This is a genomic window from Aeromicrobium sp., from assembly GCF_032084975.1.
Classification (GTDB): Bacteria; Actinomycetota; Actinomycetes; order Propionibacteriales; family Nocardioidaceae; genus Aeromicrobium.
The window spans coordinates 66,221-92,114 of sequence record NZ_DAMDLR010000003.1; the positions used below are offsets into that span (position 1 = coordinate 66,221).

The 25,894-nt window shown below is 70.8% G+C and carries 25 protein-coding genes and 1 tRNA gene; 7 read left to right on the forward strand and 19 right to left on the reverse strand.

What is annotated here, in order from left to right; all coding sequences use genetic code 11:
* Nucleotides 1–84: 84 nt before the first annotated feature.
* From RT323_RS01480 to RT323_RS01500, 5 genes are read right to left on the reverse strand one after another with little or no spacing between them, the layout of a single operon-like run.
* Complete coding sequence (locus tag RT323_RS01480) at nt 85–630, reverse strand: hypothetical protein (RefSeq protein WP_313404392.1); 546 nt, start codon at nt 628–630, stop codon at nt 85–87.
* Nucleotides 623–1,336 carry a hypothetical protein gene (locus RT323_RS01485; RefSeq protein ID WP_313404393.1) on the reverse strand — a complete coding sequence of 238 codons (714 nt, stop codon included), beginning with the start codon at nt 1,334–1,336 and terminating at the stop codon, nt 623–625. Before RT323_RS01485 ends, RT323_RS01480 begins: the two co-directional genes overlap by 8 nt.
* A 41-nt stretch (nt 1,337–1,377) precedes the next feature.
* Entirely contained in the window at nt 1,378–2,334 is a 957-nt protein-coding gene (locus RT323_RS01490) for a hypothetical protein (protein ID WP_313404394.1), read from the reverse strand.
* Entirely contained in the window at nt 2,331–2,861 is a 531-nt protein-coding gene (locus RT323_RS01495; protein WP_313404395.1) for a hypothetical protein, read from the reverse strand. The genes RT323_RS01490 and RT323_RS01495 overlap by 4 nt, the downstream gene beginning before the upstream one ends.
* A 30-nt stretch (nt 2,862–2,891) precedes the next feature.
* Nucleotides 2,892–4,175 carry an adenylosuccinate synthase gene (locus tag RT323_RS01500; protein WP_313404396.1) on the reverse strand — a complete coding sequence of 428 codons (1,284 nt, stop codon included), beginning with the start codon at nt 4,173–4,175 and terminating at the stop codon, nt 2,892–2,894.
* 250 nt (nt 4,176–4,425) lie between these two features.
* On the opposite strand from RT323_RS01500, the gene RT323_RS01505 reads away from it, so the two are divergent.
* From RT323_RS01505 to RT323_RS01515, 3 genes are read left to right on the forward strand one after another with little or no spacing between them, the layout of a single operon-like run.
* Nucleotides 4,426–5,817: a condensation domain-containing protein gene (locus RT323_RS01505; RefSeq protein ID WP_313404397.1), complete on the forward strand. Its 1,392-nt coding sequence runs from the start codon at nt 4,426–4,428 to the stop codon at nt 5,815–5,817.
* A complete protein-coding gene (locus tag RT323_RS01510; RefSeq protein ID WP_313404398.1) occupies nt 5,814–7,214 on the forward strand; it encodes a condensation domain-containing protein in 1,401 nt (466 codons plus the stop codon). Before RT323_RS01505 ends, RT323_RS01510 begins: the two co-directional genes overlap by 4 nt.
* 10 nt (nt 7,215–7,224) lie before the next feature.
* Entirely contained in the window at nt 7,225–8,100 is an 876-nt protein-coding gene (locus RT323_RS01515) for a YegS/Rv2252/BmrU family lipid kinase (protein ID WP_313404399.1), read from the forward strand.
* Between the two features lie 3 nt (nt 8,101–8,103).
* Here RT323_RS01515 and RT323_RS01520 read toward each other — a convergent pair whose 3' ends face one another.
* The 6 genes from RT323_RS01520 to RT323_RS01545 all read right to left on the reverse strand — a co-directional run bounded on the left by RT323_RS01520 (nt 8,104) and on the right by RT323_RS01545 (nt 12,258).
* On the reverse strand, nt 8,104–8,508 hold the full coding sequence (locus RT323_RS01520) for a DUF3151 domain-containing protein (RefSeq protein WP_313404400.1): 405 nt from the start codon (nt 8,506–8,508) through the stop codon (nt 8,104–8,106).
* A 61-nt stretch (nt 8,509–8,569) separates the two neighbouring features.
* The gene (locus RT323_RS01525; RefSeq protein ID WP_313404401.1) at nt 8,570–9,007 is read right to left on the reverse strand and encodes a universal stress protein; all 438 of its coding nucleotides are present in this window, start codon (nt 9,005–9,007) and stop codon (nt 8,570–8,572) included.
* Between the two features lie 176 nt (nt 9,008–9,183).
* Nucleotides 9,184–10,200, reverse strand: a complete 1,017-nt coding sequence (gene fbaA, locus RT323_RS01530) for a class II fructose-bisphosphate aldolase (RefSeq protein WP_313404402.1) — start codon at nt 10,198–10,200, stop codon at nt 9,184–9,186.
* A 31-nt stretch (nt 10,201–10,231) separates the two neighbouring features.
* Nucleotides 10,232–10,840 (reverse strand): TrmH family RNA methyltransferase, encoded by a 609-nt coding sequence (locus RT323_RS01535; protein ID WP_313404403.1) that lies wholly within the window; start codon nt 10,838–10,840, stop codon nt 10,232–10,234.
* Nucleotides 10,837–11,481, reverse strand: coding sequence for an orotate phosphoribosyltransferase (gene pyrE, locus RT323_RS01540; protein ID WP_313404404.1), 645 nt, complete (start codon nt 11,479–11,481; stop codon nt 10,837–10,839). The genes RT323_RS01535 and pyrE overlap by 4 nt, the downstream gene beginning before the upstream one ends.
* A 111-nt stretch (nt 11,482–11,592) precedes the next feature.
* Nucleotides 11,593–12,258, reverse strand: coding sequence for a class E sortase (locus tag RT323_RS01545; protein ID WP_313404406.1), 666 nt, complete (start codon nt 12,256–12,258; stop codon nt 11,593–11,595).
* 268 nt (nt 12,259–12,526) lie between these two features.
* Between RT323_RS01545 and RT323_RS01550 the strand changes: the two genes are divergently transcribed.
* Together RT323_RS01550 and RT323_RS01555 are read left to right on the forward strand one after the other, a co-directional pair.
* Complete coding sequence (locus RT323_RS01550) at nt 12,527–13,699, forward strand: pyridoxal phosphate-dependent aminotransferase (protein ID WP_313404408.1); 1,173 nt, start codon at nt 12,527–12,529, stop codon at nt 13,697–13,699.
* 75 nt (nt 13,700–13,774) lie between these two features.
* Nucleotides 13,775–15,820, forward strand: coding sequence for a discoidin domain-containing protein (locus RT323_RS01555; RefSeq protein WP_313404409.1), 2,046 nt, complete (start codon nt 13,775–13,777; stop codon nt 15,818–15,820).
* 7 nt (nt 15,821–15,827) lie between these two features.
* On the opposite strand, the gene hutI is transcribed toward RT323_RS01555, so the two are convergent.
* Genes hutI through hutH form a run of 5 tightly spaced genes read right to left on the reverse strand, consistent with a single transcriptional unit; the run spans nt 15,828 to nt 22,444 of the window.
* The gene (gene hutI, locus RT323_RS01560; protein WP_313404410.1) at nt 15,828–16,946 is read right to left on the reverse strand and encodes an imidazolonepropionase; all 1,119 of its coding nucleotides are present in this window, start codon (nt 16,944–16,946) and stop codon (nt 15,828–15,830) included.
* Nucleotides 16,943–18,085, reverse strand: coding sequence for a formimidoylglutamate deiminase (locus tag RT323_RS01565; protein WP_313404411.1), 1,143 nt, complete (start codon nt 18,083–18,085; stop codon nt 16,943–16,945). Before RT323_RS01565 ends, hutI begins: the two co-directional genes overlap by 4 nt.
* Nucleotides 18,082–19,251, reverse strand: coding sequence for an allantoate amidohydrolase (locus tag RT323_RS01570; protein WP_313404412.1), 1,170 nt, complete (start codon nt 19,249–19,251; stop codon nt 18,082–18,084). The genes RT323_RS01565 and RT323_RS01570 overlap by 4 nt, the downstream gene beginning before the upstream one ends.
* Nucleotides 19,251–20,912 carry a urocanate hydratase gene (gene hutU, locus RT323_RS01575; protein ID WP_313404413.1) on the reverse strand — a complete coding sequence of 554 codons (1,662 nt, stop codon included), beginning with the start codon at nt 20,910–20,912 and terminating at the stop codon, nt 19,251–19,253. Before hutU ends, RT323_RS01570 begins: the two co-directional genes overlap by 1 nt.
* Complete coding sequence (hutH, locus tag RT323_RS01580; RefSeq protein ID WP_313404414.1) at nt 20,909–22,444, reverse strand: histidine ammonia-lyase; 1,536 nt, start codon at nt 22,442–22,444, stop codon at nt 20,909–20,911. The genes hutU and hutH overlap by 4 nt, the downstream gene beginning before the upstream one ends.
* Before the next feature lie 80 nt (nt 22,445–22,524).
* On the opposite strand from hutH, the gene RT323_RS01585 reads away from it, so the two are divergent.
* Nucleotides 22,525–23,271: an IclR family transcriptional regulator gene (locus tag RT323_RS01585; RefSeq protein ID WP_313404415.1), complete on the forward strand. Its 747-nt coding sequence runs from the start codon at nt 22,525–22,527 to the stop codon at nt 23,269–23,271.
* A 361-nt stretch (nt 23,272–23,632) separates the two neighbouring features.
* Here the strand turns inward: RT323_RS01585 and RT323_RS01590 are convergent.
* Nucleotides 23,633–23,708, reverse strand: a tRNA-Thr gene (locus RT323_RS01590).
* An 83-nt stretch (nt 23,709–23,791) separates the two neighbouring features.
* On the opposite strand from RT323_RS01590, the gene RT323_RS01595 reads away from it, so the two are divergent.
* The gene (locus tag RT323_RS01595; protein WP_313404416.1) at nt 23,792–24,091 is read left to right on the forward strand and encodes a chorismate mutase; all 300 of its coding nucleotides are present in this window, start codon (nt 23,792–23,794) and stop codon (nt 24,089–24,091) included.
* A 17-nt stretch (nt 24,092–24,108) separates the two neighbouring features.
* Here RT323_RS01595 and RT323_RS01600 read toward each other — a convergent pair whose 3' ends face one another.
* Both RT323_RS01600 and RT323_RS01605 read right to left on the reverse strand, forming a co-directional pair.
* Nucleotides 24,109–25,629, reverse strand: coding sequence for an alpha/beta hydrolase (locus tag RT323_RS01600; protein ID WP_313404418.1), 1,521 nt, complete (start codon nt 25,627–25,629; stop codon nt 24,109–24,111).
* Nucleotides 25,626–25,894: DNA polymerase III subunit delta' C-terminal domain-containing protein (locus RT323_RS01605; protein WP_313404420.1), on the reverse strand; the 269-nt coding region annotated here is incomplete at its 5' end. The genes RT323_RS01605 and RT323_RS01600, both read right to left, overlap by 4 nt.

Sequence of the window (25,894 nt, forward strand, 5' to 3'; positions counted from 1 at the left end):
CACCGTAGGTGTCAAGTGGAACGAAAGTGGCGGGAGTGATCTCGAACCACTCGAAAGTGGTTCGTCAGGACTACGTCCGATGACTCAGCAGGACCGACCCGGACCGTCCTGCGCGCGTCGACGCGCTTCGGAGGCGAGTCCGGTCCAGGGCCGCGGCTCGTCGGCGCCCGTCAGGAACGAGCCCCACGTCAAGGGGACGTCCTGGGGCAGGCTCAGCTCGTCGAAGGCGCGGGTCCAGCCGGCCAGCAGGCGCTCGTCATAGCGTCCCGACGTCAACAGGAACGAGGTGACAGCCGAGACGGTGCCGCGACGGTCCTCATCGTCCTCGCGCAGCAGCCCGGCGAGGTCGGCGCCGAACCCCTCGGCGTCGAACTCCGGCCACGAGGCGGCCGCGTGCAGCCCGTCGCGCAGCAGGTCGGGCAGGCGGTCCCAGTCGGTGAGGTCCTCGCGGAGCGGACCGAACGCGATCGTGGCCAGCGCCGAGACGACACCGTGGGCCCCGATGGCCGCGAAGAAGCCCGCCATCGCCTCGGGGCGCCGGTACTGGCGCTCCAGGACCCGCATGAGCCGGGTGAAGCGCGCCGCCTGCTGTCGCGAGACGAGATCGGAAGGCGGGAGGACGTCAGTCATCGGCCACCTGGGACCTGCGGCCCGTGACGACGTCGCCCAGCGCCGCGACGACCTCGTCGAGGGTGAGCGGGACGAGCGTGACCTCGACCTCCTCGTCGCCGGTGCGGGGCGCGTGCTCGACGCGGTACCAGCCCTGAGAGCCCGCGTCGACGACCGTGACGGAGGCGTCGACGGCGCGCTCGGCCAGGTTTCCCGTCGCGCGCCAGGCCAGGCGCCACCCCTCGAGGATCGGATCGAGCTGCGGGTCCCCGCTCGGGTCGACACCGTCGAGCGTCATGGCCGCGTCGATGACGGTGGTGTTCGTGCCGACGGTGGCGCGGTCGGCGACGACCTCGCGGTCGAAGATCGCCAGCCACTGGCGCAGCTGGTCGCGAAGCAGGGTCAGCTCCGTGGCCGTCACGACGACCGCGCCCTCGGCGTCGGGCGTGCTGGTGGTGGCCCGGCCGTCGGGCATCCAGCCGATGAACATGGGCTTCAGGGTGGCGCCGTCGAAGCGCTCGACGACGATGCTGCGCGCGGGGCCCACCGCGACCTCGACGAGGCTGGCGGCCGTGGGATGGACGCCCGCCGGGGTCACGAGCCCCTCCTGGCGCAGGCGGGTGGGCGCGTCACCCGGGGTGATCCGACCCGCATGGACCTCGGCGAGCTTGATCAGATCGTCGTAGCCGACGGTCAGCTGCAGGAAGGTCTCGTCGAGTTTCGGCACGGTGGCTCCAGCGTTCGCAGGGGTGTCGTTCATGTCGTGGATCAGTCCCAGAAGGTGAGCGTGTCGCCGATGTCGGACCAGGTGTCGCCGTCGGTGACGGTGTCCCAGGCGTTCGAGGCCGTCTCGCTGATCTCGTCCCAGTGGTCGACGACCTCGGCCCCGGCCCAGACCAGGCCGGTCGTCACGGCGATGGCCCCGGTGACCGGGTTCGGTGCGATCAGGAACGCGGTCGTGGACGCGCTGAAGGCGGTCTCGGCGACGTCGGCGACGTAGCCCGCTCCCTCGCGCTCGAAGGCGTCGATCGGGTTGCCCTGCTGGATGAGGTTGTTGACCCCGACGGCGGTGCTGAAGACGCCGCCGGCGATGCCCAGGCCGCGCATGAGGCCCAGTCCGCCGGGATTGCGCGCGAGCGGATCGGCCCAGCCCGCGGTGGGGAACCGGGTGCCCGGTCCGGCCCACTTCGGCAGCTTGTTGAGCAGCGCGGTGGGCGGCGCGGCGTGCCGGCCGCCACCGGACAGCATCCAGCGGGCCCACTCGCCGGTGCGCCCGCCGGCGTTGGCCATGCGGGTGAGCATCTGACGGCCGACGAGACCGGTCTGGAAGATCGGCGCGACGCCCGTGGCCATCTTCTTCATCTTGCCCAGCGCCGTGGCGATCGAGATGAGCGGGAAGTCGTCGTCGTTGCCGAAGATGTTGCCGAACTCGGCCCCGAGGTACTCGCCCAGCAGGTCGTTGAGGGTGTCGTTGATCGCGCCGAGCGACATCGAGACCTTGCCCTCGCCCGACTCATCGAGCAGCAGGGCGATGTCGGCGAGCCCGTTGAGCTTCTCGGCGGCATCCTCCAGGAAGGTGGCCTTGTCCTCGATGTTGTCCAGGCTCGGCAGCGCCACGGGGCTGGCCGACCTCGCCGAGGCGGCGTTCGAGCGGATCTGGCTGGCGAGCTCCTCGGCGCGCGTGGCCGAGAGCGTCAGCTTGTCGTAGTCCATCTCCACGGTCATGAGCGCTGACTCTCCTTCAGTGCAGCCCACAGGGCGATGTGCTCGGGTGCCGCGAGGTTCGCCACGCGCGGCGCGATGAGGTCATACTCGCGCACGATCGACCATTCCGTCACCGCGACGTTGATCGGCGCCGCCCACCGACGCGACGCCACGAGGACGCCGGCGTCGCAGCGCAGCGTCACCAGGTCGGGCAGGGAGCGTCCGGTGTACTCCATCCCCGGCAGGACGAATCCCGCGTCGCCGGTGATGGCGTGCCGCTTGCGCCGGACCAGGCCGCCGGGGCTGCCCTGCGCGGTGGTCACCGTGGCGACCCGCGCGCCGTTCAGGCTGACCGGGACGCCGTCGTCGAAGACGCTGCGCCACTGGTTCGCCTCGCGCTCGGCCGCGGGACGCCGGTCCGTCACGTCAAGCTCGATGACCGCGTCCTCGACCGTGGCCTCGATGACGCCGTCGTGCACCACGACGCGCACCGGACCCCAGCGGGCCCGGCGGAACGCCTGCCACTCGAACCGCTTCTTCTCGTTCACACGTGTCCCCCGTATGTGCCAGTGGTCAGGTCAGAGCAGGTCGTGCAGGACGACCGTCTCCTCGCGGTCGGGGCCCACGCCGACGGCGCTGATCCGCGATCCGCTGATGGCCTCGATCTCGCGCACGTACGCCTGCGCGTTCGCCGGCAGGTCGCCGAACTCGCGCGCACCGCTGATGTCCTCGGTCCAGCCCGGGAAGTACTCGTAGATCGGCTTCGCGTGGTGGAAGCCCGTCTGGGTCATCGGCATCTCGTCGACCCGCTCGCCGTCGACGTCGTAGGCGACGCACACGGGGATCTGCTCGAAGCCGGTGAGCACGTCGAGCTTCGTCATCACGTAGTCCGTGACTCCGTTGATCCGGGCCGCGTAGCGCGCGACGGGCGCGTCGTACCAGCCACAGCGGCGCGGGCGTCCCGTCGTGGTGCCGAACTCGCCGCCGTTCGTGCGCAGGCGCTCGCCGTCGTCGTCGAACAGCTCCGTCGGGAACGGACCTTCACCGACGCGCGTGGCGTACGCCTTCACGATGCCGATCACGCGGGTGATCTCGGTGGGCGCGATGCCCGACCCCGTGCAGGCGCCGCCGGTCGTGGCGGACGAGCTGGTGACGAAGGGGTACGTGCCGTGGTCGACGTCGAGCAGCGTGGCCTGGCCGGCCTCCAGCAGGACGGTCTTGTCCTCGCGCAGGGCGTCGTGCAGCACGAGCGTGGTGTCGGCGACGAGAGGCCGGAGCCGGTCGACGTGCCCCAGGAGTGACTCGAGGATCTCGTCGACCTCGACGGCCCGGCGGTTGTAGACCTTCGTGAGGATCTGGTTCTTGAGGTCGAGGGCGCCCTCGACCTTGGCGCGCAGGATCTTCTCGTCGAACAGGTCCTGGATGCGGATGCCGAGGCGGTTCATCTTGTCGGCGTACGTGGGACCGATGCCGCGGCCGGTCGTGCCGATCTTGCGGCTGCCGAGGAAGCGCTCGTTGACCTTGTCGAGCGTGCGGTTGTAGTCGGCGATGATGTGCGCGTTGGCGCTGACCAGGAGCCGGGACGTGTCGATCCCGCGCTCGTTCAGCCCATCGATCTCCTGGAACAGCACGTCGAGGTCGATCACGACGCCGTTGCCGATCACCGGGACGCAGCCCGGCGACAGGATGCCGCTGGGCAACAGGTGCAGCGCGTACTTCTCGTCGCCGATCACGACCGTGTGCCCGGCGTTGTTCCCGCCGTTGAACTTCACGACGTAGTCGACACGGCTGCCGAGCAGGTCGGTGGCCTTGCCCTTGCCCTCGTCGCCCCACTGGGCGCCGACGATCACGACTGCGGGCATGGGTCACCCCTCTCAGACGGAAAGCCCGCCAGGCGGGCTCGTGCTCGTCAATCCTAGCGAGAACGAGCGTGGCACCTTGCGGCCGTCACGGGCCCGGTGCGCGAATCGCACGAAAATCAGGCAGATGAACGAGTTCCCCGAGCGTGATCGACGTCACGCCAAAGTGTTGTAGCCTCCGTGTAACTGCTCGTGTAACGGTGAGTTGCAGATGCTCTCCTGAGCACGCGCGGCCGCACTGGAAGGAGACCTCATGCATCCGCATCGCCAGACTCTCGTTCCCGCGGGTGACGTCCACCTGTGGGTGCCGCGGTCCTCGACGCTGCGTGCCTTCGCCACGACTGCGCCCGACCCCCGGCCCGTGACTCCCGACCAACAGCGCCGCCTCGAGGTGGCCGGCGAGCCGCGCGAGCTCGACGACGAGGTCAACCCGTGGATCGGCCTGCGCGCCACGTTGCACGCGGCGGACTTCGACTCCTTCGCGGGCGCACTGCGCCGCTTCTGCGCCCGGCACGAGAGCCTGCGCTGCATGTTCGTCCGCCGCGACGACGGCAGCTTCGAGCGTCGCATCGTCGAGCCCGAGCTGATCGGCTTCCAGCCCCGCCACCTGGGTCACCACGCCACCCGCGAGGGCGCCTTCGACACGGTCATGGCCGAGCTGGACGACCGCACCGGGCCGCTCTCCTGGCCGGCCGCGACGGTCGTGACGGTGACGGACGAGCACGGCGACATGACGGCCTTCGCCGCCTTCGACCACGTGAGCTTCGACGGCTACAGCGCCTACCTGACGATGGGCGAGCTGAAGCAGCACCTCGAGGCCGAGCTCAACCACGCGCCCCTGCCCGCGCAGGTCGGCAGCTACGTCGACTTCGCGCTCGAGCAGCGCGAGATCCAGGACTCGATCACCGCCGAGGATCCCGCCCTCGAGCCGTGGCGCCGCGCCGCGGACCCGAGCGGCAACCTGCCGGGACTGCCGCGCGCCACCGGCGTTCGCCGAGGCGACGAGATCCACCACCGGCTGCGGTTCCCCACCTTCGCCGGTCCGCAGCTGAGCGCCGCCTTCCGCGACTGGGGCGACCGGCACGGTGTCCCGCCGGCGCTCACGTACACGGCCGTGCTGCTGCGCGCGATGGTCGCCGAGGAGGACGACGACCGCCTCACGCTCCTCATGTCCACCCACAACCGGTACCGACCGGAGTGGCACGAGGCGATCGGCTGGTTCTCGGGCGTCGTCCCGGTGACCGTCGACCTGGGCCGCGACCTGCCGCTGCTGGAGATCATCCGCCGCACCGCCGAGGCCTGGCAGTTCGGGCGCACCGCCGAGACCGTGCCGCTGCCGCTGGCCAACCAGCTGCTCGGCACCAGCATGCGCCCCGCCACGGTCCTGTCGTTCCTGGACTCGCGCCACTGCCCCGGCCGCGACGACTGGGCCGAGATGGACTCGACCGTGTTCCTCGGCGAGGTCGAGCCCAGCGACGAGATGCACATCTACATCAACCTGATGCCCTATGGCACGGAACTGGCCCACCGCGCACCGGACACCCCGCCGTGCACCGAGTGGCTCGACCGCGTCATGACCCGCATGCGCGAGCAGATGGTGGCGGTCACCCGCCAGGTGAACGACCCGGTGGAGGCCACCCGATGAAGATGAGTCGCATCGAGGAGCTCGACACGATCGACGGCGAGGTGTTCCTGCTCCGGCCGTCCGAGCAGTCCCTCGCCCTGGTGGCCCAGGCCCCCGTCAACGACCACCGCCCCTCGTACATGCAGGACCAGCACGTGCGCCTGCGCCGGGCGATGGAGCGCGCCGGCTCGGCCGACGCGAACTGGCTCGGCCTGTGCTTCGACGTCCCCGGCGAACTCGACGTCGACGCGTTCCACCGGGCCGCCACGACGTGGGTGCGCCGCCACGAGGTCATGTGGGGCACGTTCCGCGAGGACCCGCAGGACACCGACCGCGAGATGACGCGCCACGCCATCGCGCCCGAGGACCTCAGCCTGACGATGACGCCGCTCGGCTCCCACCCCGGGCCCGAGGTCAACCGCGTGCTGCTCGAGCACTTCAGCGCCGCGGTCGACCCCGTCGACAACCTGGGGTACGCGCTGGCCGGCATCTCCGGCGCCGGTCGCTCGACCATCTTCTGCGCCCTGGACCATTGCTACGGCGACGGCTTCAGCGTGCTGCTGGCCTACATGGAGCTGTCCGCGCTGTACGCCGCCGAGACCGGCGGGACGCCGGCCGTGCTGCCGCCCGTGACGGGGTACATGACCTTCGCCCAGCAGGAGCGCGAGGACGCGCAGCAGTACGACATCGAGCACCCGGCCATGCAGTTCTGGGCCGACTACGCGATGGACGGCGCCGGCGAGAAGGACGGCTTCCCGATGGACCTCGGCATCCCCGAGGGCGAGCGGTTCTGGCTGATCCCGATGTCGTACGACATCCTCACGGGCGAGGAGTGCGACCGGCTCGAGGCCATCGCCAAGGACGAGCAGGCCACGTTCCCGGCCGTCGTCTACGCCGCCCTGGCGATGGCGGCACGCGACCTGGCCGGACGGTCGGCCTACCGGTTCCTCAACCCCGTCGCCACCCGCACGACCCCCGACCTGCTGCCGACCATGGGGTGGATGGTCAACGTCCTGCCCATCCACATCCCGGTCGGGCCCGACGACGGACTGTTCGACCTCGCGCGCGAGGTCCGGCGCAAGTTCCGCGAGGCCCGCGTCTGCGAGCCGGTCCCCGCACTGCGGGTCGTCGAGATCATGAAGGAGGCCTTCGGTTTCGCGGTCGAGGGCACGCACCGGCCGTCGATCGTGTCGTACCTCGACGGTCGCATGATCCCGGGCCAGGAGAAGTGGGCCCAGGACCGGTTCCACGGCACGACGGGCCAGGGCCACGACGACGACGTCAACGTGTGGGTCAACCGGACCCCGACCGAGCTGTACGTGATGTGCAGCGTGCCGCAGACGCCGACCGCCGTCGAGAACGTCGACCGCTTCTTCACCTACGCGTCCGACCTCCTGCGAGGGGCGCTCGCGCGGTAGCGTCAGGCCCGTGCAGACCTGGCTCGCGATCAGCAACGCCTCCGCCGGCTCCTCCGACGAGGAGACGATCGCCGCCGCGCTCGCCATCTTGCGGGGGACGGCCGAGGTGACGCACGTCGCCACACAGAACCCCGACCACCTGGCCGAGACGCTCGCCGAGCACCCGGACGTCGACCTCGTCGTCACGATGGGTGGCGACGGCAGCCTGCACGCCGTCGTCCAAGCGCTGCACGACGCCGACCGGCTGCCCGACACCCCGGTGGCCCTCGTGCCCCTGGGCACCGGCAACGACTTCGCCCGCACGCTGGAGCTGCCCGAGGACCCGTTGGACGCCGCGCACGCGCTGCTGCGCGGCGAGGTCCGCCGGATCGACCTGATCCTGAACGGCTCCGGGATGGTCGTGGTGAACGCGGCCCACGTCGGGATCGGCGCGGAGGCGGCCGCCCGCGCCGAGCCGTTCAAGAAGTTCCTCGGCCCCCTGGCCTACGCCGTCGGGGCCTTGTCCACCCTGTTCACCCGCAGCGCCCACGCGCGCATCACCATCGACAACGACCAGATCGACGGGCACGTCGCCCAGGTCGCGGTCGGCAACGGGCGCTTCGTCGGCGGAGGCGGCGAGCTGCTGCCGCGCGCTGTCGTCGACGACGGGAAGATGGATGTCGCCGTGGCCTTCGCGGCCTCGACGACCCGCCGGATCCTGTACGCGCTGCACCTGCGGCGCGGGACACACCCCGACCAGGACTTCGTCCACTACGCGCGGGCGACCTCGGTCCACGTCAAGGGCGAGCACATGCGGTGCACCACCGACGGCGAGCTCACCGACCCGGCCGGCGAGCACCGTTGGCAGGTCCTCGACGGCGGCCTGGCGATGCGCCTGCCGGGCTGAGCGTCACCCCACGAGCGCGTCGTAGCCCTCGCGACTGGACTCACGCAGGAACTCGCGGCAGCGGTGCGCCTCCTCGACGTCACCGAGTCGCTCGCTCGTGGAGGCCAAGGCCGCCAGCGCGTGCAGGAAGCCACGGTTCGGCTCGTGCCCCCACGGCACGGGTCCGTGGCCTCGCCAGCCGTTGCGGCGCAACGAGTCCAAGGAGCGGTGGTAGGCCGTGCGCGCGAACGCGTACGCCTCGATGTCGCGGCCCTGGGCCAGGGCGGCGTCGGCCAGCCGCGCCCACGCGAGGGTGGAGTCGGGATGACGACGGGCGACCTCGTCGGGCGCCTCGCCCATCTCCAGCAGCTCGGCGCCGGGATCGGTGGGCAGCAGGGTCTCGGGCGGCTCTCCCAGGAGGTTCGTCATGCCCCGAGCCTAGGCGGTGGCCCCGCGGCCCGGGGACGACGGTGAGCCGGCCGCGCGAGGATCAGGAGCGCTGGTGCGTGTGCGCGACGTAGACGTCGCACGGCGCGTGCGCTGCGACGTAGCGGGCGATGCTGCCCAGGATGCGCGCAACGCCCTGCACACGCTTGTTGCCGACCACGATGACGTCGGCGTCCAGGTCCGTGGCGGCCTTGACCAGCGCCTCGCCGGGCGTTCCCTCGGCCGGGGCGAAGGTCAGCTCGAGGTCGGGGAACTCCTTGCGGATCTGCAGGAAGACGTCATGCGCGACGCCTTCGGCGGTCCGCTCGTTGGTCACCAAGATCTCTTCTTGGCCGACGTTGATCCGCTCGGCCTCGAAGCTGCCGTACGCCGACAGGATGTGCAGGCGCGCACCCAACGCTGCGGCGAGCCCCGCGGCCTTGTGGGCGGCGGCGGCCGCGGTGGGCGAGTTGTCGACGCCGGTCACGACGATCTTGGACATGTGGGTCCCCCTTCTGGCCGGGCACGGTCTCCCGGTTCCCGCCAGATCCTACTGGCCGGACAGGCCACTCGGGCTGCCTGCGACCGGATCTGGACAGTGTCCTGCGGCACGTTCCGTGGCCCGCACGGACGCCGGCGGCGGGAGCGATCCGGTCGCCCCCGCCGCCGGTGAGTGGATCAGTGCGTGCCGGCGCTGCGCAGGTTCTGGCAGGCCTCGACCACCCGTGCGGCCATGCCGGCCTCGGCGGCCTTGCCCCAGGCGCGCGGGTCGTAGGCCTTCTTGTTGCCCACCTCGCCGTCGACCTTGAGGACGCCGTCGTAGTTCTGCAGCATGTGGCCCGCGACGGGGCGGGTGAACGCGTACTGCGTGTCGGTGTCGACGTTCATCTTGACGACGCCGTAGTCCACCGCGGCGCTGATCTCCTCGGGCAGCGAGCCCGAGCCGCCGTGGAACACGAAGTCGAACGCACGCTCCTTGCCGAACCGCTCGGCGACGGCGTCCTGCGCAGCCTTGAGCACCTCGGGACGGAGCTTGACGTTGCCGGGCTTGTAGACGCCGTGCACGTTGCCGAACGTCAGCGCCGTCAGGTAGCGGCCCTTCTCGCCGAAGCCCAGGGCCTCGACGGTGGCGATCGCGTCCTCGGGCGTCGTGTAGAGCTTGTCGTTGATCTCGGCCTCGACGCCGTCCTCCTCGCCGCCGACGACACCGATCTCGACCTCGAGGATGATGTTCGCCGCGTGCGCCCGGGCGAGCAGCTCCTCGGCGATCTGCAGGTTCTCCTCCAGCGGCACGGCCGAGCCGTCCCACATGTGCGACTGGAAGTACGGCAGCCCGCCGTTCCTCACGCGCTCGGCCGAGGCGTCCAGCAGCGGGCGGACGAAGCCGTCGAGCTTGTCCTTCGGGCAGTGGTCGGTGTGCAGCGCGACGTTGATCGGGTACTTCTTGGCGACCTCCTGCGCGAAGGCGGCGAAGGCCAGCGAGCCCGAGACCATGTTCTTGACGGTGGGCCCGGAGAAGTACTCGGCACCGCCCGTGGAGACCTGGATGATCCCGTCACTGCCCGCCTCGGCGAAGCCGGCGAGGGCGGCGTTCAGCGTCTGCGACGACGACACGTTGATCGCGGGGTAGGCGAAGGAGTCGTTCTTCGCCTTGTCGAGCATCTCGGCGTAGACCTCGGGAGTGGCGACGGGCATGGGTCCTCCTGTGTGGGAACTCGGGTTGCGGTCAGTATCCCACCGACGACAGGTCGGCATGCTCACGGATCCAGGCGTGCATCGCGATGGCCGCGGCCGCACCGGCGTTGATCGAGCGCGTCGACCCGAACTGGGCGATCGCGACCATCAGGTCGCATGCCTGCGCGACCTCCTCGGTCAGGCCGGGACCCTCCTGACCGAAGACCAGGACGGTGTCGCGCGGCAGGCTCGTCGTCTCGAGCGGGACAGCGCCGGGCAGGTTGTCGACGCCGACGACGGCCAGGCCCTGGGCGGTCGTCCACTCGACGAACGCGGTGGCGTCCGGGTGGTGGTGGACGTGGACGTAGCGGTCGGTCACCATCGCCCCACGGCGGTTCCAGCGTCGCTTGCCGATGATGTGGACGCCGGCGGCGTTGAACGCGTTAGCCGTGCGGACGATCGAGCCGATGTTGAAGTCGTGCTGCCAGTTCTCGATCGCGACGTGAAGGCCGTGCCGCTGCCGGTCCAGGTCGGCGACGATCGCCTCGACCGTCCAGTAGCGATACCGGTCGACGACGTTGCGGGCATCGCCCTCACGCAGCAGCTCGGGGTCAAAGCGCGCGTCGTCGGGCCACGGTCCCGGCCAGGGGCCGACGGTCACGCCACTCCGTACGTCTCGCGGTAGGCGCGGACGGCAGGCAGGTGCTCGGCGAACCGGCCGGTCTCCTCGAGGTACTCGATGATGTCGTCGAAGCTGACGATGGAGGTGACGGTGATCCCGTGGTCGCGCTCGACCTCCTGGATCGCCGAGAGCTCTCCGCTCCCCCGCTCGCGCCGGTCGACGGCGACCACGACACCGGCGACGGTCGCGTCGAGCCCGTCGACCAGGGCGATGACCTCGCGGATGGCCGTGCCGGCCGTGATGACGTCGTCGATCACGAGCAGCCGGCCACGAGGCTCGGCGCCGACGAACAGGCCGCCCTCGCCGTGATCCTTCGCCTCCTTGCGGTTGAAGCACCACGGCACGTCGCGCGCGTGGGACTCGTGCAGCCGGACCGCGGTGGCGGCCGCCAGCGGGATCCCCTTGTACGCCGGGCCGAGCAGGACGTCGAACTCGATCTCGGCCTGCGCGATCGCGTCGGCGTAGAAGCCACCCAGTGCGGCCAGGCGGGCGCCCGTGTCGAAGCTGCCGGCGTTGAAGAAGTACGGCGAGACCCGACCCGACTTCAGCGTGAACTCGCCGAAGCGCAGGACGTCGTGCGAGAGGGCGAACTCGATGAAGCGGCGCTGGTAGTCGTGCACGCCGCCAGCCTAGGGCGGTGACGGTTTCCCCGGTTAAGTAGGTTTCCCCTCACTTCACGAGGGTTGCGATCCTCGAGAAGTGCCAGAGAACCTACTTAACCGGGGAAACTGTCACCCGGCAGCCGACTTGCGCTCGGCCGACTCGAGTGCGCCGACGACGACGTTGCGGTCGTCGGTGCGGAAGATCTCCGAGCAGGTCACGAGCGTGATGAGTCGCTCGGTGGGCTCCTCGCCGCCGGCCTCGGGGTCCGGGACGGGCCACAGCGGCCACGAGGTCGTGAAGGGCACGCGGATCTCGTCGCCGTCCTGGCGCAGGCGGTAGGTCAGGACGTGCGTCCGCGTCTCGACCACGACCTCGTCCCCGGCGCGCAGCTCGAGGAAGTCGCGGAACGGCTCGCCGTGCGTGACCCGGTGACCGGACAGGACCAGGTTGCCGACTCGTCCCGGCTTCGCACCCTCGAGGTAGCGACCCACCCCCTTGGTGAGGGTCGCGTCGTCGTCTCCGTTGAGGATCGGCACCTCGAAGTCGTCGCCGAACCGCGGGATCCGCAACAGTCCGACACCGGCGATCTTCTTCTGCTTGACCGGCTCCTTCGACTCCCACTGCTCGATCAGCTCGGTGCGGATCCGGTCGTGCTCGCGCTGGGCCACGACGTTCGTGCCCCAGAACTGCCAGCCGAACCAGCCCAGGATCGCGACCCCGACGAGGACGAGCACGAGGCCGATGACGAGCAGGAGGCGCGACCCGCGCGAGCGGGCGGGCGTCGTGGCGGTCATGACACCCATTGTCCAGCCTCGGGCGAAACCTGGGCGGCGGAGCGGACCGAGGGGAGATACGCGTCGCGGTGCCGGTGAGACGAGTGTGACGTAGATCTTGACCATTTCCCTGCCGGGCCGAGGACGCCGCCTGTATGCTGAAGGGGCAGTTCAGGACGGCTCCTCGGAGCCGCAGAGCATGCCATCGGCCCGCCGTTTCACCCCCCGAGAACGGCGGGCCGACCTCTGTCCTCAGCACCTCCCCGTCGCGCGCGGCTAGGGTCGAGTCGTGAAGCACAGCAGCGCTCGCCTCGCCGGACTCGGCGTCACGATCTTCGCCGAGATGGCCGAACGGGCGACGCGAACCGCAGCGGTCAACCTCGGCCAGGGCTTCCCCGACGAGGACGGCCCGGAGGTCGTGTTGGAAGCGGCCCGGCGCGCCATCACCGCGGGGCACAACCAGTACCCGCCCGGACGCGGCATCCCCGCACTGCGCGAGGCGATCGCCCGCCACCAGCGCCGGTTCCACGGCATCGAGCTCGATCCCGACCGCGAGGTGATGGTCTCCACGGGCGCGACGGAGGCGATCGCCAGCGCGATCCTCGGGCTGGTCGATCCCGGCGACGACGTGCTGGTCCTCGAGCCCTACTACGACTCGTACCGGGCGGTCATCCAGATGGCGGGCGGACGGCACCGCCGGGTCACGCTGCGCGCGCCGGACTTCCGGCTGCCGGTCGACGAGCTCCGGGCCGCGATCACCGAGCGCACGACGACGATCATGCTGAACACCCCTCACAACCCCACGGGCACGGTCCTGACGCGCGACGAGCTCCAGGCGATCGCGGACGTCGCGATCGAGCACGACCTCGTGGTGATCAGCGACGAGGTCTACGAGCACCTGACGTTCGGCGTCCCACACGTGCCGATCGCGACGCTGCCGGGCATGGCCGAGCGGACCGTCACGATCAGCAGCGCCGGCAAGACCTTCTCGCTCACGGGCTGGAAGGTCGGCTGGGCGACCGGGCCCGCCGACCTGCTGGACTCGGTCTTCGGCGCGAAGCAGTTCCTCAGCTACACGTCCGGCGCACCGTTCCAGCACGCGGTGGCCGAGGCACTGGACCTGCCGGACGACTTCTACCGCGAGCTCACCACGGGACTGTGGCGACGGCGTGACCTGCTCTGCGACGGCCTGGCTCGGGTCGGCCTCGAGGTGTTCGTCCCCGAGGGCACCTATTTCGCGGCGACGGACATCACCGGGTGGGGCCACACCGACGGGCTCGAGTTCTGCCGGGCCCTGCCGGAGGCGGCCGGGGTCGTCGCGATCCCGCACCAGGTCTTCCACGACGACCGGCCGGACGGGTCGAACCCCGGGCGAACCCTCGTCCGCTGGGCCTTCTGCAAACGACCCGAGGTCCTCGAGGAGGCGCTGCTGCGCCTCGAGCGCGCTCGACCCCCGCGCTGACCTGTGTAACTGACCGTTGCACCTCGGGCAGGGACGGCTTACAGTCCAGAGCAACACATGGGACCGGGGGGACACATGAGACGCGCACTGAAAGCAGCGGTCATCGCGGCACTCACGACGGTGGTGCTGGCGACCGGATCGGGAGCCTCTGCCGAGAGCGGCTGGTGGGTGCCCGAGTCGACGCCCAGCCCCGAGTCCGAGGTGAACGCCACCGGCGAGCCGGACCGCGGCGCGAACCCCGACGGCACCGTCACGGGCTACATCGACGCCCACACCCACATGTTCATGGACCTGGGCATGGGCGGGAACGCGGTGTGCGGGTCGACCTGGAGCGAGAAGGGGATCGCTGACGCCCTCAAGGACTGCGATCGGCACCAGAACTCGCTGCTGGAGAACCTGACCAACTCCGCGGCGGGCCGCGGCCCCCTGGACCCGCACGACACCGTCGGCTGGCCGACGTTCAAGGACTGGCCCAGCTACTCGTCGCTGACGCACCAGCAGATGTACTACAAGTGGGTCGAGCGCGCGTGGCGCGGCGGCCAGCGGATCATGGTCAACGACATGGTGTCGAACCCCGGCCTGTGCCCGATCCTGGGCGTGCTCGCCGGTCCCAACAAGTACAGCTGCGACGACATGGACACCGTCCGCCGGCAGATCAAGGCGACGTACGACCTCGAGGCGTTCATCGATCGCCAGTACGGCGGCCCCGGCCGCGGCTGGTATCGCGTGGTCCGCACCCCACAGGAGGCCCGCCAGGTCGTCGCCGACGGCAAGATGGCGATCGTCCTGGGCGTCGAGGTCTCCGAGCCGTTCGGCTGCAAGCAGGTGCTCGGCGCGCCCCGGTGCACGAAGGCGGACATCGACCGCGGCCTGGACGAGATGAAGTCCCAGGGCGTCACGAGCATGTTCCTGTGCCACAAGTTCGACAACGCCCTGTGCGGCGTGCGGTACGACGAGGAGACGACCGGCCTGCTGGTGAACCTGGGCCAGTTCATCACGACCGGCACGTGGTGGAACCCCAAGACGTGCCGCGAGGGCGAGGTGCCCGACAACACCGTGATCGGCGGCGTCCTGCCCAGCGAGCTGGCGAGCCTGCCCAACGTGCCCGCCGTCCTGCCGGTGTATCCGAAGGGACCGCACTGCAACCCACGTGGCCTCACCGCCCTGGGCGAGTACGCGCTCCGCGGGATGATCGAGCGGAACATGATCGTCGAGCTCGACCACATGAGCGCGAAGGCGGCCGGACGGGCGCTCGACATCCTCGAGGCCGAGGCCTACCCCGGAGCCGTCTCCAGCCACGACTGGATGTCGGACTCGTACATGGAGCGGCTGTACGCACTGGGCGGGTTCGCGACCCAGTACGGCCACACGGCGACCGAGTTCGTCGACCAGTGGCGCGAGACGAAGCCGTTGCGTGACAAGTACGGCGTCGCGTACGGCTACGGCACCGACATGAACGGCTTCGGTGGCACGGCCGCTCCGCCGGCCGACGCGGCCAAGATCTCGTACCCGTTCACGGCGCGCGACGGCACGGTCTTCGACCAGCAGGTCACTGGTGAGCGCACGTGGGACTACAACGCCGAGGGCGTCCCCCACTACGGGCTCGTCCCGGACTGGATCGAGAGCGTGAAGAAGCTCGGCGGCACGGCCATCGACGACGACCTCGCCGCCGGATCCGAGTCGTACCTGCGGACATGGGGCGCGACCGCGGAGTTCGCTCCCGGGGCGAACCTGGCGCGCGAGTCCATCGCCACGGCCAGCTCCACCGAGTGGAACCTGCTGCAGAACCTCAAGCCCGGTCGCGCGATCGACGGCAAGGACTCCACGCGGTGGGCCAGCAAGTACGGCCAGGACGACGCCTGGTTCCAGGTCGAGTTCCTGTCCGTGCGGCCGGTCCGCAAGGTCACCATCGAGTGGGAGAGCGCCCACGCGCGGCAGTACCGCGTGCAGACCTCGCTCGACGGCCGACGCTGGCGCGACGTCGCCGTGGTGGGCGCCGGCAACGGCGGACTCGACACCGTGACCTTCCCGGCGACCTCCGCGCGGTTCGTGCGGATGCAGGGCGTCGAGCGGGCCACCCGGTACGGCTACTCGATCAAGGAGTTCGGCGCCTTCAGCTGAGGCGGGGTCACAGGACCAGCTGGACTCCCGGACGGTAGGCCAGGTGCACCGACGACGGAGCATCCAGCACGACGTAATCGGCCCGCGCTCCCACCCGCAGGTGGCCGACCTCGTCGCGGCGCAGTGACCTCGCGCCTCCCATCGTCGCCGCCCACAGCGCCTCCCGCGGCGACAGGCCCATCTCCCGCACCGCCACGGCGATGCAGAACGGCATCGACGACGTGTAGGAGCTGCCCGGGTTGCAGTCCGTCGCGATCGCCACGGTGACGCCGGCGTCGATCAGCCGTCGTCCGTCCGGAAAGGGCTGGCGCGTCGAGAACTCAACACCCGGCAACAGGCCCGCCACGGTCGCCGATCCCGCCAGCGCGTCGACGTCCGCGTCGGACAGGAAGGTGCAGTGGTCGGCCGCGGCCGCGCCGAGTTCGACGGCGAGCTGCACTCCCGGACCCGGGCCGAGCTGGTTGGCGTGGATCCGCGGCAGCAGTCCCGCTGCCATCCCGGCCTCGAGGACGGTGCGCGCCTCGTCGGCACCGAAGGCCCCGTCCTCGCAGAAGACGTCGATCCAGCGCGCGTCGGGAGCACAGGCATCGAGCATCTCGCCCGTGACGAGGTCGACATAGTCGCTGGCGGCGGTACCGGTCGGGGTGACGTGGGCACCGAGGAACGTGGTCTCGTCGGTGAACTCGCGCGCCACGGCGAGCGAGCGGGCCTCGTCGTGCGCGGTCAGCCCGTAGCCGCTCTTGATCTCGACGGTCGTCGTGCCATGGCGGCGCATCTCGGTCACGAGTCGGCGCACGTTCGCCCGCAACTGCTCGTCCGATGCCCCGCGCGTGGCCTCGACCGTGGTGCGGATGCCGCCCGCCGAGTACGCCTCACCCGTCATCCGGGCCTCGAATTCGGCCGCGCGGTCGCCAGCGAAGACCAGGTGGGCATGGGAGTCGACGAAGCCCGGGATGACGGCACGACCGCCGACATCGCGTGCCTCGTCCGCGGCAGGTGTCTGAGTGGCCGAGCCGCTCCACACGACCCGGCCGTCGTCGATCACCAGCGCTGCGTCGTTCAGGACCGGGCGCGCGTCGTCCCACGTCACGAGCTCGCCGATCCCGGTCAACGCGAGGGACGTCATGCGCGCTCCCAGCAGGTGTCGATCGCCCGGGCGAGCCGAGCCGCGACCTCGCCCGGGTCGTGGCCTGCGCCGGGGTCGGGGAGGACATCCGCGGCCGTGGCCGCCCACAGCGGTTCCTGCACACCGGCGGTGCGCACCGACGCGTCCAGCCGGATCGGGTCCGGATCGTCGAAGCCGAGGGAGACGTGGCCGTCCGTGGTGGCGGCCCGCCACAGCTGCTCGGACGACCACGCACCGCGCATGCCCGACCGAAGCCGCTCGTGCATCTCGACGCCGCGCGCCTCGGCGAACGGATCGATCACCGTGTTGCTGTCCGAGCCGAGCGTCAGTCGGGCACCGGCCTCGCGCAGGACCACCGACGGGCCGATCCCGTCGGCCAGCTCGGCCTCGGTGGTGGGGCAGAAGCAGACGAACGACCTCGCGTTCCCGAGAGTCTCGATGTCACGGCCGGTGAGGTGCGTCGCATGCACCGCCGTGGTGCGGTCAGTCCACGCGCCCGCCTCGTCGAGCAGCTGGACCGGTGTCCTGCCGGTGGCAGCAAGACAGGCCTCGTTCTCGGCTGGCTGCTCCGAGACGTGGACGTGCAACGGGGCCTGCGGAAACGCCTCGGCGACGATCTTCAGTTGGTCGCCCGGCACCGCTCGGACCGAGTGGATCGCGGCGCCGACCACGATGTCGGTGGACCCGGCACACCGGGCCGCCAGCGACTCGACCCGAGTCGCCCACCGTTCGGCGTCACCGTCGCTGAAGCGCACCTGAACCCCCTGCGGCGGCTCGCCGAACCCCGACGCGAGGTAACAGGTGTCGAGCAGCGCGAGCCGGACCCGCGCCTCCCGAGCCGCGGCGATCAGCGCTTCCGACATCGCGTTCGGGTCGGCGTAAGGACGGCCGTCCGGGCCGTGGTGCAGGTAGTGGAACTCCCCCACCGCGCGAATCCCCGCCAGGTGCATCTCGGCATAGGTCGCGGCGGCGAGCTCGAACAGCAGGTCCGGATCGAGCACGGCGGCGAGGTCGTACATCTGGCGTCGCCAGGCCCAGAAGGAGCCGGCGCCCGTGACCCGGCCTCGCAGCGCCCGGTGGAAGACATGGCTGTGACAGTTCGCGAACGCCGGGACCTCGGCCGGGTCTGAGCTGTTCACGCCAGCTCCCGGAGCACGGTGACGAGGGCGTCGACGCCAGCGTCGCAGTCGGCGTCCTCGGCCCACTCGTGCGGCGAGTGCGAGACACCGGTGGGGTTGCGGACGAACAGCATGGCCGTCGGCACCAGCGCACTGAGCACGCCCGCGTCGTGGCCCGCGGCCGTCGGCAGCAGGGGCGCGTCGAGCACGGCGGCGAGGCGGTTCCGCAGGGGAACGTCGAACTCCACGGCGGTGCTCACCGACTCGGCCGCCACCTCCACCGTCACGCCGTCGGAGTCCGCCGCCTCCCGCGCGACCGAGGCGATCCGGTCCACGAGCGTGGTGAGCTGGTCCTCGTCGGTGGCGCGCGCATCCAGCCAGGCCGTGACCCGTGAGGCGATCGCGTTGGTACCGCCCGGATCCACCGACAAACGACCGAAGGTTGCCCGCGCCGCGGCCTCCACCGCAACATCTCGGGCCGCGAGCGCCGTGGCAGCGTAGGCGAGCATCGGGTCGCGGCGATCGGACATCAGCGTGGCTCCCGCGTGGTTCGCCTCGCCGCAGAAGTCGAGTCGCCAGCGTCCGTGTGGCCAGATCGCGGTGGCCACCCCCACCGCATCGCCGGAGTGCACCAGCGACCGGCCCTGTTCGACGTGCAGCTCCACGAACGTCCCGATGTCGGCCAGCCAGCCAGCCGGGCCGACGGTCCGCGGGTCACGGCCCCGGGCCACCATCACTTCGGCCATCGTCCTGCCGTCCAGGTCGGTCTGGGCGAGGGCTCGATCGGCGGACAGACGGCCGGCGGCGAGTTGGGACCCGGCGCACGCGATGCCGAACCGGGCTCCCTCCTCGTCGGCGAAGTTGCCCACGACGACCGGACGTGCCGGGCTCGCCCCCTGCGCCCGCAGCCGGTCGATCGCGGCGAATGACGACACCACTCCCAATGGGCCGTCGAAGGCTCCGCCGTCGGGGACGGAGTCGAGGTGCGAGCCGATCAACACGGCGTCGGAGCCGTGTCCCCACCACGCCAGCTGATTGCCGTTGCCGTCCTCGACCACGTCCATCCCCCTGCTGGCCGCCTCGCCGGCGAACCACTCCCGCAGCGCCATGTCGGCGTCACTCCAGGCGAACCGGCGGTAACCACCCGTGCGTCCGTCGCGGCCGATGCCGGCGATGGCGTCGAGCATCAGCCCTCCCGCATGGGGATCCGCACGCCACACTCGGCGGCAACCTCGACCGCGCGCTCGTAGCCAGCATCGACGTGCCGCATGACACCGGTGCCGGGGTCGTTGACCAGCACGCGCTCGATCTTCTGCGCAGCCAGCTCGGTGCCATCGGCGACGATCACCTGTCCGGCGTGGATCGAGCGACCGATGCCCACGCCGCCACCGTGGTGCAGCGACACCCACGTGGCACCCGAGGCGGTGTTCAGCAGCGCGTTCAACAACGGCCAGTCTGCGATCGCGTCGGAGCCGTCGGCCATCGCCTCGGTCTCGCGGTACGGCGAGGCGACCGAGCCCGAGTCGAGGTGGTCGCGGCCGATCACGACGGGGGCACTGAGCTCACCCGAGGCCACCATCGCGTTGAACTTCAGACCGGCCAAGTGCCGCTCCTGGTAGCCGAGCCAGCAGATCCGCGCGGGCAGGCCCTCGAAGTGCACCTTCTCCTGCGCCTGCGTGATCCACCGCGCGAGGTGCTGGTCGTGCGGGAACAACTCGAGGATCGCGCGGTCCGTGGCGGCGATGTCGGCCGGGTCGCCCGAGAGTGCCGCCCAGCGGAACGGGCCCTTGCCCTCGCAGAACAGCGGCCGGATGTACGCCGGGACGAAGCCCGGGAAGGCGAACGCCCGGTCGAAGCCGCCGAGGCGCGCCTCCTCGCGGATCGAGTTGCCGTAGTCGAACACCTCGGCGCCCGCATCGAGGAAGCCCACCATCGCCCTGACGTGCTTGGCCATCGAGGCGCGCGCCCGCTCGGTGAAGCCCTCCGGGTCACGCGCTGCCTCGGCGTGCCAGTCGGCGACGGAGATGCCCTCGGGCAGGTAGCTCAGCGGGTCGTGGGCGCTGGTCTGGTCGGTGACGATGTCGATCGGCGTCCCCCGCTGCAGCAGCTCGGTGAAGACCGTGGCGGCGTTCCCGACGACGCCGACCGATCGGGCGCGACGCTGCTGCTTCGCCTCGACGGCTCGCTCGACGGCCGTGTCGAGATCGCTGAAGTACTCGTCGAGGTAGCCGTGCTTCACCCGGCGTTCGAGCCGTGACTCGTCGACGTCGACCACGAGCACGGCGCCCTCGTTCATGGTGACGGCCAAGGGCTGTGCGCCACCCATGCCGCCCGCACCGGCAGTGAGGGTCAGCGTGCCGGCGAGGGTGCCGTCGAAGCGCTTCCGCGCCACGGCCCCGAACGTCTCGTACGTGCCCTGCAGAATGCCCTGGGTGCCGATGTAGATCCATGATCCGGCGGTCATCTGCCCGTACATGGTCAGGCCCTCGGCCTCCAGCCGGCGGAACTCCGGCCAGGTGGCCCAGTCGCCGACCAGGTTGGAGTTGGCGATCAGTACGCGTGGCGCCCACTCGTGGGTGCGGAACACCCCGACCGGCTTTCCGGACTGCACCAGCAGCGTCTCGTCGTCGGCCAGAGTCTCCAAGGTGCGGACGATCGCGTCGTAGGCCTCCCAACTGCGGGCCGCCCGTCCCGTGCCGCCGTAGACGACGAGGTCTTCGGGGCGTTCGGCCACCTCGGGATCGAGGTTGTTCATCAGCATCCGCAGGGGCGCCTCGGTCTGCCAGGAGCGGGCGGTCAGCTGGGTGCCGCGCGCCGCGCGCACGCTCGGACGGGTCGGTCGGGTCATGGGGCATCTCCGTGGGTCGAGGCGTGGGCGGCGACGAGCAGGGAGCCGTCGCGGACGAGTGCCGTGGCGATCTCCAGCTCGGGTGACAGGAAGCGGTCGGGCCCGGGGCCCGCGACGTGCTCGCGCAGCATCGCGATGACGGCGCCGGTGGCCGGTCCGGGTTGCAGCGGTGCCCGCAACTCGATCCCGCGGGCGGCGGTGATGATCTCGATCGCGAGGACGCGGGTGAGCAGGTCGACGGCCGTGCGCAGCTTGCGCGCCGACGACCATCCCATCGAGACGTGGTCCTCCTGCATGGCGCTGGAGGGGATCGAGTCCACACTGGCGGGGACGGCGAGGCGCTTGAGCTCGGACACCATCGCCGCCTGCGTGTACTGGGCGATCATGTGGCCGGAGTCGACGCCGGGGTCGTCCGCCAGGAACGGGGGCAGGCCCTGGCTGCGCGCGGCATCGAGGAAGCGGTCGGTGCGTCGTTCGCTCATGCTGGCGACGTCCGCCACCGGGATCGCCAGGAAGTCCAGGACGTAGGCGAGAGGAGCGCCGTGGAAGTTGCCGTGCGACTCGATCCGGCCGTCGGCCAGGACCGAGGGGTTGTCGATCGCGGCGGCAAGCTCGCGGGCCGCGATGGTGGCCGCGTGGTCGACGGTGTCCCGCGCGGCGCCGTGCACCTGCGGGGCGCAGCGCAGCGAGTAGGCGTCCTGTACCCGGCCGTCGCCGTGGCGGTGGCTGGCCACGATCGGCGACCCGGCCAGCAGGTCGGCCATGTGGTGGGCGGCTCTCGCCTGGCCGACCTGGGGACGGAGCGCCTGCAGGTCGGCTGCGAGCACCCGGTCGGTACCCAGGAGGCCCTCGATGCTCATCGCGGCGGCGACGTCGGCGGTGTCGAGCAGCCGCCCGAGGTCGGTGAGGGCCAACGCGAGCATGCCGAGCATCCCGTCGGTGCCGTTGATCAGGGCCAGTCCCTCCTTCTCGGCCAGCTCAACCGGCCGCAGGCCGTGAGCCTCGAGCGCCCGGCCGGCGGGCAGGACCGTGCCGTCGCGGTCGACGACCTCGCCCTCTCCCATGACCGCGAGCGCACAGTGCGCCAGCGGCGCCAGGTCGCCGGAACAGCCCAGGCTGCCGAACTCGCGCACCACGGGCGTGAGTCCGGCATTCAACAGGTCCGCGTACGCCTCGGCCGTGCCGAGCCGGACGCCGGAGTGACCCTTGGCCAGCGTGGACAGGCGCAGCAGCATCAGCGCTCGGACCACTTCGGTCTCGACCAGTGGTCCGGTGCCTGCGGCGTGCGAGCGGATGAGGCTCTTCTGCAGCTGCGTACGCCGGTCCGGTGCGATGTGCCGGGTGGCCAGGGCGCCGAATCCGGTCGAGATCCCGTAGACGGCGTCGTCGGAGGCGGCGAGCTCGTCGACCCACATCCGCGACTTCTCGATCGCTTCGGCGGCATCGGCCGCCAATGCGACGGTCGCGCCGCACCTCGCGACAGCGACCACCTCGTCGATGGTCAGCGCCCCGCGCCCGATCGAGATCGTCATGCGTCCATTGCACGCCTCGCACGAATCGCGGCGCGAGAGGGAAAACCGGATACGTGTCTCGGATACGAGATACTTCACCCATGTCCCGCCCGGTACCCGCGGCCACCGGCGCCCTGCGCGTACTGAAGTTCCTGTCGGCTCAGGCCGAGCCGGTGTCGGCGACCCGGATCGCCGCCGCCGTCGGCCTGCCGCGCTCCTCGGCGTACCACCTGCTCACCGCGATGGAGGACGAGGACTTCGTCGTGCACTACGTGGACGACCGTGCGTGGGGCATCGGCGTGGCAGCGTGGGAGGTGGGGCACGGTTTCGCGCGGCAGGAGCCGCTCGCGCGTATCGCCCGCGTCCCACTGGCCCGGCTGGTCGACAGTGTCGGGGAGTCTGCCCACCTGACGATGCTGCACGGATCGGACGTGCTGTACGTCGTGGAGGAGCGGGCGCCGGGCCGCCCCCGCCTCGTGACCGAAGTGGGTGTGCGGCTCCCGGCCCACCTAACCGCCTCGGGCCGGGCGATCCTGGCCTGGTTGCGGCCCGAGCAACTGCGCGCCCTCTACCCGTCGCGTGAGCCGTTCGTGACCCGTACCGGACTCGGGCCGCGGTCGCCCACCGAGTTGCGCCGCGTGCTGACCGAGACGCGCCGTCGCGGCTACGCCACGGAGGAGGGCGAAGTGACGCTCGGTTTCTCGTCGATCGCCGTTCCCATCCTCGCCGCCGGCATCGACGCGTCTGTCGCCGTCACGTGGGAATCAGGCACTCGGCCCGAGCTTCTCGTCGAACATCTCCACCGCACGGCCACACTGATCGCGCGGCGCTTCCGCCGGGGAGCCTGAGCGGGCACGGACGACAAACCCACCCCACTCGATGTGTGTCGGGTGGGGTGGTCCGGTGCTCGGCAGCCCCCACGTTGATGGCACTGCACGCACGCGCGCCGGAATCGGCGGGAATGCAGTGAGGGCCGGGACCAGGGCGAGTTTCGCCCGGACCTCACGCGATGCCGCGTGGGGCGCTGGCACCGCAGGCCGGTGTCTTCACAGATGCTGGGGAGGATTCCAGGACCTGTAGAAGCGACCACGAACAATCCCCTCAAGGGCGGGGCCGTGCCAGCGCCAGCGTTGGACGTCACGGCCACGGAGAACGACGAAGGCGCGGATCCTGCGAGTGCAGGATTCCGCGCCATGGCAACGATTTCGATGGAGCCGCCTGTCAGAATCGAACTGACGACCTTCTCATTACGAGTGAGATGCTCTACCGACTGAGCTAAGGCGGCGCGATTCGACGAGGATCGCCCGCCGAACCAGAGTGGACTATACCGGGTCTCGACGCCGAGCGGGAAACCCGGCCCCCACCCGTATGATCAGGGCCGTGGACGAAGCGACCCGGGCCGAGCTCGATGACATCCGATCCAGCATCGACAACATCGATGCCGCCTTGGTGCACCTGCTCGCAGAGCGCTTCAAGTGCACCAAGCGGGTGGGACGGCTGAAGGCCGACCATGACCTGCCTCCGGCGGACCCGAGCCGCGAGGCCCGCCAGATCGACCGCCTGCGTCAGAAGGCCCTCGAGGCCGACCTCGACCCGGCGTTCGCGGAGAAGTTCCTGAACTTCATCATCAGCGAGGTCATCCGCCACCACGAGGCGATCCGCGACTGACCTTCGGCTGCCGAGGCTCACTCCTTGCAGACGGTGCCGTCCTTCGGGACCTTGCCGGACATGAAGTACTCGTTCACCGCGTCCTGGATGCACTCGTTGCCCGACGTGTAGGCCGTGTGGCCGTCGCCCTCGCGCGTCAGCAGGACGCCGGACTCGAGCTGCTCGGCCATCGCCTCGGACCACGCGTACGGCGTCGCGGGGTCGCGGGTCGTGCCCACGACGAGGATCGGCGGGGCGCCCTCGGCGCGCACGGCCTGCTGCGGGTGCAGCGCCTCGATCGGCCAGTCGTGGCAGGCCATGACGCCCCAGCCCAGCGCGGCGCCGAAGACCGGTGACACCTGGCGGAACCGCGGGATGAGCGCCTTCGTCTCGTCCGCGTCGGGGGCGTCGTCCTCGTCGAGGCAGTTCACCGCATAGATGGCCTGACCCGAGTTGTTGTCGAACGAGCCGTCCTTCTGGCGCTCGAAGTAGGCGTCGCTGAGGGTCAGCATCACGCTGGGGTCACCCGCGACCAAACCCTTGAGCGCCGTCGTGAGCAGCGGCCACGTGTCCTGCGAGTACAGCGACATCGCGATGCCGTAGAAGGCCCGGCCCTGCGTGAGCAGTCGATCGTCGGACGCCTCGAGCGGCTTCGCGCTGAGGTCGGCCATCAGCTTCGAGATGGTGGCCGAGGCCTCGTCCACCGACGTCCCGACGGGACACGAGTCCTGGTCGACGCAGGACGCGAGGTAGGCCTCGAGCGCCTGCTGGAAACCGCCGGCCTGACCGAGACCCTGCTCCCCGGCACTGAGGGTCACGTCCACGGCGCCGTCGAGCACCATCCGGCCGACCTTGTCCGGGAACAGCTCGGCATACGTGGCACCCAGCTGGGTGCCGTAGGAGAAGCCGAACCAGTTCATCTCGTCCTGTCCGAGAACCGCACGGACGACATCGTGGTCGCGCGCGGTCTCCTCGGTGGAGACATGGGCCGCGAGCGCGCCGGAGTTCTTCTCGCAGGCCAGTCCCATGTCGCGCACGGACTCGCCCAACGCCGCGATGCCGGCCGCGTCGTCGGGATCGGGATCGGTGTCGATGAAGGCGTCGAACTGCTCGTCGGACAGGCACTCGAGCGGCCGGCTGGCGCCGATGCCGCGCGGGTCGACGCCGACCACGTCGTGCGTGCGGCGAAGGTCATCGGGCAGGGACGCGGCGATGTACCCCGCGAAGCGCTGGGCCGCTCCCCCGGGACCCCCGGGGTTCGTGAAGATCGCCGAGCCACCGTCGCCCTTCGCCGGCACGCGACGGACGGCCAGGCGCAGGGTCTCGCCCTCGGGGTCCTCGTAGTCGACGGGCACCTCGACGGTGGTGCACCGGGCGTCGCGGCAGTCGGTCCACTCGACGTCCTGCGTGTAGAACCGCGCGAGGCCGGCAGGCCCCGGCTCGCCCGTCGGCTCGGGATCGGGTGCGCCGCGGTCGACCAGGAACACGGCGCTGACGGCACCGGCCACCAGGGCGAGGGCGACGACCGCGGCCAGCGCGGCGATGAGAAGCCTCTTCATGCCAGGAACCTCGACATCATGTGTTCGAGCGCCAGCTGGGGCGCGGCGTTGGCCTGGAGCGCCTCGCGGCAGGCGACGATCGCGTCGATCGCCTCGATCGTGCGCTCGGGGGTCGTGCGGGCGGCCATCGTGGCGATGTCGGAGGCCACGTCGGCGTTGATCGGGTCGACGCCGGCGCGCAGCTGGACGGCGAGCACGTCACGCTGGAACGACAGCAGGTCGAGCAGGACCCCGTCGATCGCGTCGCGCGCCATGCGCTTGCGGC